Consider the following 13,545-nt stretch of genomic DNA (forward strand, 5'->3'; position numbering starts at 1 on the left):
ACAGTATAAACCCCGATACCATTGGAAATCAGCACGGCCTTGCACCATTCGCATTGCGCCTCCCCCCCCCCAAAAAAACAGGCCGCCAGCATCCCTGCCGGCGGCCCGCTTTCATGGTGTCACGTCACGTGCGCTTTTAAAAATCAGGCGCTGGCCTTGACCGGGCCGAGGTCGACCGGGGCCTTGATGTCGTCGGGCACGAAGAAGTCCGGCATCAGGGTTTGGGTCGGGTCGACGCGGTACTTGTCGAAGTCGCGCTCGCCGCGCTCGAACAGGAAGTTGTCGTCGATCAGGAACTGACCGGTCAGCTCGCGCGACGGCGTCGTGAAGATTTCGTAAGCCGCATCCGCCAGAATGTCCGGCGTCCGGCTCTGGCTGACCATCTTGTCGCCACCGAGCACGTTCTTGACCGCTGCCGTTGCAATGGTCGTGCGCGGCCACAGGGCGTTGACGGCGACCCCCTTCGGCTTCAGCTCACCCGACAGACCCAGCACCACAAGGCTCATGCCGTATTTGGCGATGGAGTAGGGCGTGTGGGCCGCAAACCACTTCTGCTGCATGTCGAGCGGGGGCGACAGCATCAGGATATGCGGGTTGTCGGACTTCTTCAGGTGCTCGATCGCATGCTTGGAGCAGGCAAGCGTGCCGCGCGTGTTGATCTGGTGCATCAGATCGAAACGCTTCATGTCGGTGTGCGCCACCGGGGTGATCTGGATCGCGCTGGCGTTGTTCACCAGGATGTCGAGACCACCGAAGGTTTCCGCGGTCTTGTCGATGGCTTCCTTGACGGCGACGTCGTCGCGCACGTCAAGCACCAGCGGCAGGGCCTTGCCACCGGCCGCCTCGATTTCCTCAGCCGCCGTGTAGATGGTGCCTTCCAGCTTCGGATGCGGTTCGGCGGTCTTGGCCGCAATCGCAATGTTGGCGCCGTCCCGGGCCGCACGCAGGGCAATCGCCTTGCCGATCCCGCGCGATGCACCGGTGATGAAAAGCGTCTTTCCTTTGAGGTCCATGTACTCACTCCCTTTTTAAGAATTCAGACTTTCGCCTTTTTGGTCATGAAATTCGTGAAGGCCGTAATGGTCTCCTTCGATGTCAGCCGCTCGGCAAACACCTTTGCTTCGTCGTCGACCCGCCTGGCCAACGCGTCCACATCGCCGCGCATGAAGTCGCGCGCCAGCTTCATCGCCTGCGGCGGCTTGGCGGCGATCTCCTTGGCGCAGGCAATCGCTGCCGCGTCGACATCCTCGACCACCTCGTTGACGAGACCGGCCTCATAGGCCTTTTGCGCCGGGAACGGGCGGCCCGCGATCAACAGTTCAAACGCCTTCTGGTAGCCCATGGTCTGCGGCCCGAGCAGGGTCGATCCGGCTTCCGGGATCAGGCCGAGATCGACAAACGGCGAGCGGATCACCGATTGCGGCGAGGCAAAGACCATGTCGCAATGAAGCAGCAGGGTTGCGCCGACACCAAAGGCAATGCCGTTGACAGAGGCCACAAGCGGCTTCTGGTTGCCGACAAGTGCACGCAGGAACCGGACAACGGGCGCATCCTCGCCCATGTTGCCGGCGTTTTTAAGGAAGTCGCCGACATCGTTGCCGCTGGTGAACGCGCCATCATGGCCGCAGATCACCTGACAACGGATCTGGTCGTCGTGATTGCCGCTTTCCAGTGCTTCGGCAAGCGCCGAATACATGTCGGTGGTCAGCGCGTTTTTCTTCTCCGGACGGTCAAGACGCAGGATCCTGACGCCCTCCTCCATGGACAAGGTGATCATGTTTGGTCTCCCCAAGTGTTTATGTGTCAGGACGCGAGCGCTTCCGGATCGAATGCCAGGATCATCTCGGCCGAGCCGACGACGTCGTCCTTCAGGCAGGCCGTCTCGTTGAGCAGCGTTGCGGCAAAGCTGCGCGCCATCAGCATCCGCTGGTCATAGGCCTTGCGGTTTTCCTGATCGGACTTCAGCGCGCCCCTGGCAAGCAGCACACCGCCAAGCGCCAGACCGGCCAGACGCAGGTAAGGCGTTGCCCCCGACAGGGCTTCGGCCGCCCGGCCGTCGCGCTGCGCCGTCAGCATCCAGTCGGTGGCGGTTTCCAGATCGTCGACCGCGCGGCTCAGCTGCTGGGCAGTCAGGCCGAAGTCCGGCCGGTTGGAGGCAGACACCTCGCGAATGGTGTCACGCAGTTCGGAGATGAAGGCAGCCACATGTTCGCCACCCGACAGCGGCAGCTTGCGCATCACAAGGTCGATTGCCTGTATGCCGTTGGTGCCCTCGTAGATCGGGGTGATGCGGGCATCACGCATGTGCTGGGCAGCACCCGTCTCCTCGATGAAGCCCATCCCGCCATGGATCTGAACCCCCATGGAGGCGACTTCACAGCCGAAATCCGTCGACAGCGACTTGGCAATCGGCGTCAGCAAGGCGCCGCGCTCGGTCCAGAACTTCTTCTTGTCCGGGTCATCGGAAAACTTGGCCATGTCGAGCGCATGGGCACAAGCATAACAGATGGCGCGCGCAATCTGTGTCCGCGTCTTCATGCCCAGAAGCGTGCGCTTGATGTCCGGATGATGGGCGATGGAAACCATCGTCTTGTCTTTCTGACCCGCAAGCTGGCCCTGCTTGCGGTCCAGCGCATAGGTCTGGGCGTCCTGTGTCGCCCGCTCGGCAACGCCAAGCCCCTGAACGCCGACATTCAGGCGGGCATTGTTCATCATGGTGAACATGCAGGCAAGCCCGCGGTTTTCCTCACCAACAAGCCAGCCGATGGCGCCGCCCTCGTCGCCATAGGCCATGGTGCAGGTCGGGGAGCCGTGGATGCCGAGCTTGTGCTCGACACCGGCACAGCGGACATCGTTGCGCGCGCCCAGCGACCCGTCCTCGTTGACCAGGAACTTCGGCACCACGAACAGGGAAATGCCGCGCGTGCCTTCGGGCGCATCCGGCAAGCGCGCCAACACCAGATGAATGATGTTGTCGGTCATGTCGTGTTCGCCGTAGGTGATGAAGATCTTCTGGCCGAAGATCCGGTAGGTGCCGTCATCGGCACGCTCGGCGCGGGTCTTCAGGGCATTGAGATCGGACCCTGCCTGCGGCTCGGTCAGGTTCATGGTTCCGGTCCATTCGCCGGAGATCATCTTTTCCAGATATGTGGCCTTGAGCGCATCCGAAGCGTGATGCTCAAGCGCTTCGACCGCCCCGATGGTCAGGGTCGGGCAGAGCGAGAAGGCGATGGACCCGGCATTCCACATTTCCATGACGGCCATGGACAGCATCTGCGGCAGGCCCTGCCCGCCATGTTCCGGATCGGCGCTCAGGCCGTTCCAGCCGCCGGAGATCCAGTTGTGGTACAGGTCTTTCCAGCCCGGAGGCGTCGTCACAACGCCGTCCGACAGCGGCGTGCCGTGACGGTCGGCAATGGCGTTGAGCGGCGCGATTTCTTCTGCCGCGAACCGTCCGGCCTCGTTGAGGATGGCATCCACGAGGTCGTCGCTGAGTTCCGAGCAGGCCTCAAGCGCTTGCAATTCGGGCAGGCCGCTGACGGATTTCAGCGTGAAGGAAATTTCATCGAGTGGTGCACGGTACATGGAGGTCCTCCCTGACCATTGTGTGAGCGCGCTTCTGCAATATGTGGCGCGGTCTTGTTCGCAGTTACGTCCCGTTCTCTTGACGGATGGCCCGTTCGAGCCCAAAAGGCGCAACCAAATTCAGTTTGGCTGGACGATACCTCAGTTTACGTAAACGTCAAGTCGTATCCCTGCGGCAGGCCCGCGTTTTTTTGTCCCCAGCGCAGTTCTGGGCACCTGGGAGCATATCAATGCAGCGGTGGACAATCGACTCCCGTGATCACGGCTGGAACACGGACCGGCAAGCCGGGCAGATGTCCCGCGCCCTGTTGTCCGGGGAGCTTGTCGCCATTCCGACAGAGACTGTCTACGGGCTCGCGGCCGATGCCACCAACCCGCAAGCTTGTGCGCGGATTTTCGAAGTCAAGGGCCGCCCGCAGTTCAATCCGCTGATCAGCCATGTGGATTGTCTTGAAACTGCCGAACGTCACGGGGTGTTCGATGCCACGGCCAGAAAGCTCGCCCAAGCCTTCTGGCCGGGGCCGCTCACCATCGTTGTGCCCCGGAAACCCGGCTCGCCCGTCTGCGATCTGGTGACGGCCGGGCTGGACACCTTGGCGCTCCGGGTTCCCGCTGGTCCCGTCATGCGGTTCATGGCGCAAGAAACCGGACGGCCGATCGCAGCCCCCAGCGCCAACAAGTCCGGCAAGATCAGCCCCACCCGGGCGCAGGATGTGGCCGACGATCTCGGCGGGGACCTCCGGTTCCTGATCGATGCCGGCCCCTGCCCTGTTGGCGTTGAATCCACCATTGTCTCCGTGGTCGATGGCAGCGTCCGGCTGTTGCGGGCTGGCGGCGTGGAACGGGCCGCCCTTCAGAAGGTGCTCGCAGACCTGCCGTTATCGAGCGGACCGGCGTCGAACGACACCAACCCGCAAGCACCCGGCATGCTGACGTCCCACTACGCACCGGCAGCCAAACTTGTCTTAAACGCAGATCATATCGAGCCCGGCGATGCATTGCTGGCCTTTGGCGCAACGCTGCCCGCGAACGCGTCTGCCGCGCGGCTTTGCCTGAACTTGAGCGAAACCGGCGATTTGCGCGAAGCGGCAGCAAATCTGTTCAGCCATCTCAGGCGCCTCGACGCCACGGGTGCAAGCACCATCAGGGCCCAGAGTGTTCCGAACTCTGGCTTGGGCGAAGCGATCAACGACCGTCTCAGGCGCGCTGCAGCGCCGCGCTAACCAAATTTCTGCACAAGAATTCGTCACAAAGGCAGCCAAACCACGTCAAAAGCAACAAGGCTTGTGGACAGCGCGCAACAATCGGCACGATTTTCAAGCCGGGACCGATTTAGCCCGGCTGTCTGGTCAAGAATCAGATACCCTTGCGGAACCAGATGCAGCGGACCTCCCCACGGGTTCTTGAGAACCCGCACCTTCCAGGGGCTTGACCCAAGTGGTCAGGCCCTTTCTTCTGCGGCAAATTGAACTTCGCGCCTGACTGTTGCCGCAAACCCGGATCCGGTATCACATATCACGCCCTGCAAGTCTTCCCGCTTGCAGCTTGATCCGAATTGCGGTTTTGCACGCATTGACAGCCTGTTGCGCGCGCAGTCAGATGAGGCGCTTCCTTTCACTCTACCGCAGAGCCCATCTTGTCGACCCTTCTTCTTCACCACACGTCCTATCTGGACCACCTGACCCCGGTCGGGCACCCCGAACGCCCCGACCGGTTAAGGGCCATTGATCGCATCCTCGAACACGAGAAGTTTCAGGCTCTGGAACGCGATCTTGCGCCGGTCGGAGCGCTGGAAGACATCGCCCGTGCCCACCCGATGGCCTATGTCGACATGCTGCACAATCTGGCGCCCGATGAAGGGCTTGCGCGTGTTGATGCAGATACCACCATGTCGCCAGGCACATGGGAGGCCGCGCTTCGTGGTGTCGGCGGCGCCTGCCGGGCCGTCGACGAAGTCGTATCAAAGACCGTCAAGAACGCGTTTTCCGCCTCCCGCCCACCCGGGCACCATGCGGAAAAAGACCGGGCAATGGGCTTCTGCTTCTTCAACAACGCGGCCGTCGCCGCGCGCTATGCACAAAAGGTCCACGGATTTGACCGGGTGGCCATCGTGGATTTCGACGTCCACCACGGCAATGGCACCCAGGACATCTTCTGGTCGGACCCGACCGTGATGTACTGCTCGACACACCAGATGCCGCTTTATCCGGGCTCGGGTGCCGCCGACGAAACCGGCGATGCCGGGACCATTGTCAATGCGCCGCTTGACCCGGGCAGCGGCGGCGCCGAGTTCCGCGAAGCCATGGACGCCGTCATTTTGCCGCGGCTCTCGGGCTTCGAACCGGATCTTGTGATCATATCGGCGGGTTTTGACGCCCATGCCCGCGACCCGCTCGGCGGCCTGAACCTGACCGAGACGGATTTCGCGTGGGCAACACGGGCTCTGATGGAGATTTCCGACAAGCATTGCGATGGCCGGGTTGTGTCACTGCTGGAGGGCGGGTACGACTTGGAAGGGCTGGCAAGATCCGTTGCAGCCCACCTGCTCACGCTTATGGACGCATAGGCGGGGCCAATTGCCGCCGCCCGCATTTGCCGGACCACATCAACCCCAAGTGGACATACCCGAATTCTCATGACGAATTCCGATAAACAGACCGATATATCCACCCTGTCGTTCGAAGAAGCCCTCAAACAGCTGGAAACGATCGTGCGCGAACTCGAGCAGGGCAATGTCCCGCTGGAACGCAGCATCGAGATTTACGAGCGGGGGGCCACCCTGCGCCAGCATTGCGACAAGCTCCTGAAGTCCGCGGAAGCCAAGGTGGAGAAAATCCAGTTGGGACAGGACGGTCAGCCGTCGGGTACGGTTGCTCTCGATCCGGAGAGCTGATTGCCGACATAAGTGTTATTTACGAAGAAAAACAGATCCTCGATATTTATCTCAATAAGCGTCGTTTTCCGTTGCCTTCGGCCCCAGTTTTCGAAAAACTCTGACCATGTTCGAGCTAACGACACAGGACGAATTTCGAATCCTCGAGAATGTGCATGATTGCATGCTGCAACATGACCGCTGGAACGATGTCCTCTCCCAGGCCGAACGGATCGCGAACTCAAGACTCTACCTGTTGGAGTTCGACCGGTATGACCACCATACCGGTCGTTATTGCGGCCCGGAAAAGGCTGCCGAACTGATCGACTTTCTGAGCACGATCAAGACGGAAGGCAGCAAGACAGCGCTGTCATTTCTCCTGCATGATGCCTCGTTGAGCTACCCTTATTGCAAGGCCAATCTTCTGGCCTTTGCACTTGAGGGCGCGGAAATGCTTCATGACGTGTCAGACAAGCCGGACGTCAACGATTTGCGCACCTGGCCCGGCCTGATCTGTCCGCTGATCCGGACCGGGCACCGGGTCATCCTGTTCGGCTGCCTCTTCCCGGGCATGGCCATTGCGAGCGCACAGCCGCAGAAACTGTCGCCGCCGTTTCAACGGCTCGCCCGTGCGATCCTCCTGTCCCTGAATGTTCAGGACAAAATGGAAAATGCAGCCCAGCTGCGGCACGCCCTGCATCTTGTCATGGACAACCAGGACACCGCCTCGATTGTGCTCGACCGCAATTTCAAACTCGTTCAGCCGGCATCGGGTAGCCTGCTTCCCGAACGGCTGCAGCCCCTGTTCGATGAGCACAGCGGGCGGCTGGTTTCCAAAGACAAGCACATCGAGCAGGCGCTGATTTCGGTTTCAGAAGACATTTCGCAAATGCTGCAGGAGCGGGACGAGCTCGGCGATACCCTGACCTCGAGCAGATCGGTCTTCATTCATCAGGACAACCGGCGGGCGTCTCATATCCGCATCAAGGGCGTTGCGGCACCGGAAAGCGACAGCCGCCCTCGCTTGGCGCACATCCTGATTGAACTCCGCGAACAGGCTCCGGCCCCGGAAACCGTCACCCATGTGCTGTCCGACCGTTTCGGCTTGTCCGGCAAGGAGGCCGAACTGGCCTTTCATCTGAGTGCCACGGGGTCAATGCAGGAGACACTGGCGCATCTGAGCATCAAGCGAAACACCGCCAAAACCCATTTGCGGCGGATTTACGAAAAGACCGGCGCCCAGTCACAACTTGAACTTGCGCGTCTGGTCCATGAGCTTGGCCGCCTGTTCTGACAGGACACGCCGTAATCAGGAAGGCCCGCTTCCCGGCATAACCCGACCACACGCGCCCCCAGACAAAAAAAGGGCCGCAAAAGCGGCCCTAGTTGATCACTGTGCACGTGGCCCCATCGACCACGTGTATGTGCTATGACACTTCTCGCGCGAATGCATCACCCAACTGGGTGACTTTTTCCTTTTTTTTGAACCTGAAACCAAAAATTGCATCGGCCTATGTAAAAATACCCCCATAACGGGAGGGCTACAGTGCCGCACTGACGTTTCACGATTTGCGCCCTACATGCGCATCGTGTAAGCGTGCCCGACACTATTGTACGGAGACGACCTCAGCGTGACATCCATGCCGGATACCCCCCTTCTCGATCGCGTAACCACCCCATCCGATTTGCGCAATCTGCCTGAAAGCGACCTTCGGCAGCTGGCCGACGAATTGCGGGCGGAAATGATTGATGCGGTTTCCATCACCGGCGGACATCTCGGTGCGGGCCTGGGCGTCGTCGAACTGACCGTTGCCATTCATTACATCTTCAACACACCCGACGACCGGCTGATCTGGGATGTCGGCCACCAGTGCTATCCGCACAAGATCCTGACCGCCCGGCGGGACCGGATCAGAACGCTGCGGCAGGGCAATGGCCTGTCGGGCTTCACCAAACGTGCGGAAAGCGAGTACGACCCTTTCGGCGCCGCCCATTCCTCGACGTCGATCTCCGCCGGGCTCGGCATGGCCGTCGCCCGGGATTTGTCGGACGGTGACAACAACGTCATCGCAGTGATCGGCGACGGCGCGATGTCTGCCGGCATGGCCTATGAAGCGATGAACAATGCGGGGGCGACCGGGTCCCGCCTGATCGTCATCCTGAACGATAATGACATGTCGATTGCACCACCGGTCGGTGCGATGTCCGCCTATCTTGCAAGACTGGTTTCCGGCAAGACGTACAAGACCTTCCGCGATGCGGCCAAGTCCATCGCCAAGACCCTGCCCCGCCCCTTGCAGGAAAAGGCCGCACGGGCGGAAGAGTTTGCCCGCGGGTTCTGGACCGGCGGCACGATGTTCGAGGAACTCGGCTTTTATTATGTCGGCCCGGTCGACGGTCACAACCTCGACCATCTGCTCCCGATCCTGAGGAATGTCCGCGACACCCATCAGGGGCCGGTCCTCATCCACGCGGTGACCCAGAAGGGCAAGGGATACGCGCCGGCCGAAGGCGCAAAGGACAAATACCACGGCGTTGCCAAATTCGACGTGGTCACCGGCAAGCAATCAAAGCCCAAGGCCAATGCGCCGAGCTATACCGGTGTTTTCGGAACGTCCCTGATCCGCGAAGCGCAGGAAGACGACAAGATCGTCGCGGTCACCGCCGCCATGCCGGACGGAACCGGCCTGAACCTTTTTGGCGAGGTATTTCCCGAGCGGACCTTTGACGTCGGCATCGCCGAACAGCACGCCGTGACCTTCGCCGCAGGGATGGCAACCGAGGGCTACAAGCCCTTTGCCGCGATCTATTCGACCTTCCTGCAACGTGCCTATGACCAGGTCGTGCATGATGTTGCCATCCAGGGCCTGCCGGTCCGCTTCCCGATTGACCGCGCCGGGCTGGTGGGCGCGGACGGACCGACCCATGCCGGTGCTTTCGACACAGCCTTCCTGAGCTGCCTGCCCGGTTTTGTCGTCATGGCAGCAGCCGACGAAGTCGAACTCCGGCACATGGTCGCAACTGCGGCGGCCTATGACGAAGGGCCGATCTCGTTCCGCTATCCGCGTGGCGAAGGCGTCGGGCTCGACCTGCCAGAGCGCGGAACCATTCTGGAGATCGGAAAGGGCGCTGTCCGGCGGGAAGGCACCAAGATCGCGCTGCTGTCCTTCGGCAGCCGGATGGCGGAGTGCCTGCTGGCGGCAGAAGAGCTGGAAGCCTCCGGTCTTTCGACAACCGTGGCCGATGCGCGCTTTGCAAAACCGCTCGATATCGACCTGATCACCCGCCTTGCCCGCGAACACGAGGTCCTTGTCACAGTCGAGGAGGGTTCGGTTGGCGGCTTCGGCAGCCATGTGCTGACGGCTCTGGCGGAACGCGGTCTGCTTGATGCGGGACTGAAGGTCCGGACCATGTGCCTGCCCGACATCTACATTGATCACGACAAACCCGACGCCATGTACCGGGAAGCGGGCTTGAGCAAGGACGGTATCCTGAAAACCGTTTTTCAGGCACTCGGCTCTCCGGCGCTGTCAGACACGGTCCGGGCCTAGCGCACAGCTTTGCGCAAACGCTGCTGATCACAGACTTCAATTAAATTGAATTGACACCTGCCATCTTCGCTGAGAAGCGTGGTCGGCAGGAAATGCGTAGGCTGAGCTTTGCGCTGACCGGTAATACCTCGAATATTCTGGGAAACACGCATTGAGACAGATACTCGCATCGATCTCCGCACTTTTGTTGTCGGTGTTCGTTCTCGTTCTCGGTTACGGCATACAGACCACCTTGCTGCCGCTCGCTGCAGCTCAAGCCGACTTCACCGAAACGCAGATCGGCCTGATGTCGTCCGGATATTTTATCGGGATGGTATTGGGGTGCATCGGGGCACCGCATGTCATCATGCGCGCTGGACATATCCGAGCCTACGCCGCAATGGTCTCCTTGATGTCGGCTGCGGCAATCATCCATCCGATCTTCGTGGATCCAACAGCCTGGTTCGTACTTCGCCTGATCTCCGGCTTCTGCCTAGCTGCCTTCTACATGGTAACCGAAAGCTGGCTGAACGAGCGCGCCACAAACGACAATCGAGGCATGGTTATGTCCATGTATATTGTCGTTCTGTTCGGATCTCTAATGATCGGGCAGGTGTCTATCTCGGTAATGGACATCAGTTCTTTCGTGCCGTATGCCATCGCGTCGGTTGCGGCAAGCCTTGCCGTTGTGCCGGTTGCCCTGACAACCGCCACGCAGCCTGCTCCGATCGCTCTTGTCCAGTTCAGGCCGATCAAAATTTACAAGCAATCGCCTGCTGCCATTGTTGGAGTGCTGCTCGTAGGGATTGCAAATGGAGCCTTGTTGACGCTGGCAGCGCTCTACGGATCCCAGATAGGTCTTTCGACACAAGAAGCCGCCATCTACTCGGCAGCCATTCTGGCGGGCGGTATTCTGGCACAATGGCCGATCGGTCGCTTGTCTGACCGGGTAGACCGGCGTCTGGTTCTGGTAGGCCTTGGGGGCTTAACCGCGATAGCATCCCTGATGATCGTGCTGCTGTCGCCGACCGGATTTTACATGGCGGCCGCACTCGCAGTACTGGTCGGAGTGTTTTCCCAACCGGCATACGCAATTGCGACCGCGCACGGCTTCGACTACGCGGCCCCAGAGGATTTCGTTGAAACAACATCGGGTCTTCTTCTATCCTTCGGCATAGGCTCAGTTATCGGGCCGGTTACCGCATCGATCCTGATGGCAAACTTTGGCCCGAGCGGTCTTTACATCATGGTCGTGGTAGTAGAGGTCATTCTGGTTATTTATCTACTCACTCGTCTGTATGCACGCAGTGCTCTGACCCCGGATGAAAAAACCGACTTCGAATATGCCGCAACGGCCCAGGTCGGTACGGTTATCTCGCCCGAACCGCTGGATGTGGACGCCGACAACGTGATCCCGCCGGAAGAGTTTCCCGCCTATGACGATCCGATCTACAGCCCGGAAGCGGAAGAGATCACGGAAGAGGTCATTCTGGTTGATGACGGCGATGATCTGGACGAACAGGACGCCGACTTCGATGCGCCGGATCACGACGCCGTCATTCATTCCACTGACGGCAAGAAAGAATGAGGACCGGACAGACTTGCGGCGTCTTGTCCCTCGACCTTACCGGTTTTTCATGATCAAAAGACGCTCATGAAACCGGGCATGGGAATAATATCAGCATTTTACCGGGAGCGCAGGCCGCTCGCCGTGCTGGCTGCCTATGCTTTGGTGTTCCGGGCTGTCTTGATGATGCTCGGTCTGGCGCTTGCTCCCGAAACGGTTGCCGCCGGAATAGGGCAGTTGTGCCTGCCCTCCCAGTCAGCCGACCTTCCCTCCCAGCCGCGCGGCCATGATCCCGCCACTTGCGAATGCGGACCGGCCTGTCCTCACGGGTTTCCATCGGCAGGTCCCGCATCCGCCACCACCGGCACCCCCGGCTTGATGCGGGTTGCGCGCCAGCCCGTGCCATTTGCAACTGCCGCGCCAGATCAACACAGCACCACGTACCGGCAGATCCGCGCGCCGCCCCCGTCCTTCACCTGAACCGCGTTCGGGCAAGCACCCGATCATCAAGACACTTTGAAGGACAAAAAATGAAACTCCTGAAATCCGTTCTCGCCGGCGCCGCCGTGCTGGCCACCCTGTCCATTGCCCAGGCAGACCCGGTCACCCATGGCGATCTGGCGATCGAAAACACCTGGACCCGTGCCACGCCTCCCCGCGCCAAGGCAGGCGGCGGTTTTGCGACCATCACCAATTCCGGATCCAGTGCCGACCGCCTTGTTGGCGTGTCGTCTCCCGTCACCGGCCGGGTCGAAATCCACGAAATGGCCGTGGAAGATGGTATCATGAAGATGCGGGAACTTGAGAACGGCATCGAAATCCCGGCAGGCGAAACCGTATCCCTCGAACCGGGCGGGCTTCACATCATGTTCATGGGCCTGACAGAAGGCTTTGAAGAAGGCACGGCCATTCCCGTGACCCTGACTTTCGAGAACGCCGGAGACGTCGACATTGAGCTTGCCGTTGGAAAAATGGGCGCCAAATCAATGGATCACGGCGGCATGAAGCATGGCAGCATGAAGCACGATTCCACCGGTCACAGCGGGCACGGCAACAACTGAGGGTCTCATGTCTGGATTGAAACTACTACGCTATGGAGCCTGGGCTGCGGTTGCAGCCCTTGCGGTCGTGTCGGGTGCCCTTGTCTATCAGCAGGCAAACCGGCCGGATCAGGGCAACGCTCTGGTCGACCCCATCTCGGCGATTGGCGGACCGTTTGAACTGGTCAACGCCAAGGGCGAGACCGTGACCGACAAGGATTTCGCGGACAAGCCCAAGGTCTTCTTCTTCGGCTTTACCTTCTGTCCGGACGTGTGCCCGACCACCCTTTCCGAAGTTCAGGGCTGGATGGAAAAGCTCGGCCCCGATGCGGACAAGCTGCATTATGCGTTCATCACGGTCGATCCTGAAAGGGACACACCGGACGTGATCGGCGACTATGTGTCCGTGTTCGACGACCGGATCGAAGCCCTGTCGGGATCCCCCGCACAGGTGGATGCAGCCCTGAAAGCCTATCGGGTCTATTCCCGGAAGGTTCCGCTTGACGATGGCGACTATACCATGGACCATTCGGCCGTCGTTTTCCTGATGGACAAGGACAACCGCTTTGTCGGCACGATTGCCTATGAGGAGTCCGAGGACACGGCCATGATGAAACTCAGGCGCCTGATCGACAACGCGGAACAGACTTCGTAAGGACCTCAAGGAGAGACCCGCTCATGCGCCTTGCGCTCTATGCAGGACTGGCAGCCGGTGCCGCGGTGCTTATAGCGGCAGGCAGCCTGTTGTGGTTGCGTGCGGGCGAGCGGGTCTTCGTCGACAAGATGCTGGCAGCCATCGCCGGGTGCTTCTGAAGGCAGTTGCACAAAACAGACAGCAAGGGCATTGCCGCAATCAAGTCGAACGGACTTTGCCGCCACAGAAAACCATTCACAGGATCGTCATCAGTGAATTCAAGCGGAAAGTGCAACACAATGTAAGCTGCTCAATCT

At 60.3% G+C, this 13,545-nt stretch carries 13 protein-coding genes; 10 read left to right on the forward strand and 3 right to left on the reverse strand.

The annotated features are described in order from the left end of the window. Window positions 1–143 precede the first annotated feature (143 nt). The 3 genes from E1297_RS08905 to E1297_RS08915 are packed head-to-tail and all read right to left on the reverse strand — an operon-like array spanning window position 144 to window position 3,585. The gene (locus tag E1297_RS08905; RefSeq protein ID WP_155136796.1) at window positions 144–1,013 is read right to left on the reverse strand and encodes an NAD(P)-dependent oxidoreductase; all 870 of its coding nucleotides are present in this window, start codon (window positions 1,011–1,013) and stop codon (window positions 144–146) included. 23 nt (window positions 1,014–1,036) lie between these two features. Beyond that, on the reverse strand, window positions 1,037–1,777 hold the full coding sequence (locus E1297_RS08910; RefSeq protein ID WP_155136799.1) for a crotonase/enoyl-CoA hydratase family protein: 741 nt from the start codon (window positions 1,775–1,777) through the stop codon (window positions 1,037–1,039). Between the two features lie 26 nt (window positions 1,778–1,803). Next, window positions 1,804–3,585, reverse strand: a complete 1,782-nt coding sequence (locus E1297_RS08915; RefSeq protein WP_155136802.1) for an acyl-CoA dehydrogenase — start codon at window positions 3,583–3,585, stop codon at window positions 1,804–1,806. Window positions 3,586–3,815: 230 nt separating this feature from the next. Between E1297_RS08915 and E1297_RS08920 the strand changes: the two genes are divergently transcribed. The 10 genes from E1297_RS08920 (at window position 3,816) to E1297_RS50770 (ending at window position 13,407) form a co-directional block, all read left to right on the forward strand. Continuing rightward, on the forward strand, window positions 3,816–4,808 hold the full coding sequence (locus E1297_RS08920; protein ID WP_155136805.1) for an L-threonylcarbamoyladenylate synthase: 993 nt from the start codon (window positions 3,816–3,818) through the stop codon (window positions 4,806–4,808). A 413-nt stretch (window positions 4,809–5,221) separates the two neighbouring features. Further along, on the forward strand, window positions 5,222–6,151 hold the full coding sequence (locus E1297_RS08925; RefSeq protein ID WP_155136808.1) for a histone deacetylase family protein: 930 nt from the start codon (window positions 5,222–5,224) through the stop codon (window positions 6,149–6,151). A gap of 69 nt (window positions 6,152–6,220) precedes the next feature. Next, window positions 6,221–6,478, forward strand: a complete 258-nt coding sequence (locus E1297_RS08930) for an exodeoxyribonuclease VII small subunit (RefSeq protein ID WP_155136811.1) — start codon at window positions 6,221–6,223, stop codon at window positions 6,476–6,478. 106 nt (window positions 6,479–6,584) lie between these two features. Continuing rightward, window positions 6,585–7,751, forward strand: a complete 1,167-nt coding sequence (locus tag E1297_RS08935) for a helix-turn-helix transcriptional regulator (RefSeq protein WP_155136814.1) — start codon at window positions 6,585–6,587, stop codon at window positions 7,749–7,751. A gap of 346 nt (window positions 7,752–8,097) precedes the next feature. Further along, window positions 8,098–10,008, forward strand: a complete 1,911-nt coding sequence (gene dxs / locus E1297_RS08940) for a 1-deoxy-D-xylulose-5-phosphate synthase (RefSeq protein WP_155136817.1) — start codon at window positions 8,098–8,100, stop codon at window positions 10,006–10,008. A gap of 151 nt (window positions 10,009–10,159) precedes the next feature. Continuing rightward, on the forward strand, window positions 10,160–11,575 hold the full coding sequence (locus E1297_RS08945; protein WP_155136820.1) for an MFS transporter: 1,416 nt from the start codon (window positions 10,160–10,162) through the stop codon (window positions 11,573–11,575). Window positions 11,576–11,653: 78 nt separating this feature from the next. Beyond that, entirely contained in the window at window positions 11,654–12,034 is a 381-nt protein-coding gene (locus tag E1297_RS08950; RefSeq protein ID WP_155136823.1) for a hypothetical protein, read from the forward strand. Between the two features lie 50 nt (window positions 12,035–12,084). Then, window positions 12,085–12,615 carry a copper chaperone PCu(A)C gene (locus tag E1297_RS08955; RefSeq protein ID WP_155136826.1) on the forward strand — a complete coding sequence of 177 codons (531 nt, stop codon included), beginning with the start codon at window positions 12,085–12,087 and terminating at the stop codon, window positions 12,613–12,615. Window positions 12,616–12,622: 7 nt separating this feature from the next. Then, window positions 12,623–13,249, forward strand: coding sequence for an SCO family protein (locus E1297_RS08960; RefSeq protein ID WP_155136829.1), 627 nt, complete (start codon window positions 12,623–12,625; stop codon window positions 13,247–13,249). Between the two features lie 23 nt (window positions 13,250–13,272). Next, window positions 13,273–13,407, forward strand: a complete 135-nt coding sequence (locus tag E1297_RS50770; RefSeq protein ID WP_256372706.1) for a hypothetical protein — start codon at window positions 13,273–13,275, stop codon at window positions 13,405–13,407. The last annotated feature ends 138 nt before the right edge of the window (window positions 13,408–13,545 follow it).

It is taken from the genome of Roseibium sp. RKSG952 (assembly GCF_009711355.1).

Bases quoted from the DNA above. Each gene is read 5' to 3' on its own strand.
- E1297_RS08920 (WP_155136805.1), top strand. From the start codon at position 3,816: ATGCAGCGGTGGACAATCGACTCCCGTGATCACGGCTGGAACACGGAC.
- E1297_RS08910 (WP_155136799.1), bottom strand. From the start codon at position 1,777: ATGATCACCTTGTCCATGGAGGAGGGCGTCAGGATCCTGCGTCTTGAC.
- E1297_RS08915 (WP_155136802.1), bottom strand. From the start codon at position 3,585: ATGTACCGTGCACCACTCGATGAAATTTCCTTCACGCTGAAATCCGTC.
- E1297_RS08905 (WP_155136796.1), bottom strand. From the start codon at position 1,013: ATGGACCTCAAAGGAAAGACGCTTTTCATCACCGGTGCATCGCGCGGG.
- E1297_RS08955 (WP_155136826.1), top strand. From the start codon at position 12,085: ATGAAACTCCTGAAATCCGTTCTCGCCGGCGCCGCCGTGCTGGCCACC.
- E1297_RS08935 (WP_155136814.1), top strand. From the start codon at position 6,585: ATGTTCGAGCTAACGACACAGGACGAATTTCGAATCCTCGAGAATGTG.
- E1297_RS08950 (WP_155136823.1), top strand. From the start codon at position 11,654: ATGGGAATAATATCAGCATTTTACCGGGAGCGCAGGCCGCTCGCCGTG.
- E1297_RS50770 (WP_256372706.1), top strand. From the start codon at position 13,273: ATGCGCCTTGCGCTCTATGCAGGACTGGCAGCCGGTGCCGCGGTGCTT.
- dxs (WP_155136817.1), top strand. From the start codon at position 8,098: ATGCCGGATACCCCCCTTCTCGATCGCGTAACCACCCCATCCGATTTG.
- E1297_RS08960 (WP_155136829.1), top strand. From the start codon at position 12,623: ATGTCTGGATTGAAACTACTACGCTATGGAGCCTGGGCTGCGGTTGCA.
- E1297_RS08930 (WP_155136811.1), top strand. From the start codon at position 6,221: ATGACGAATTCCGATAAACAGACCGATATATCCACCCTGTCGTTCGAA.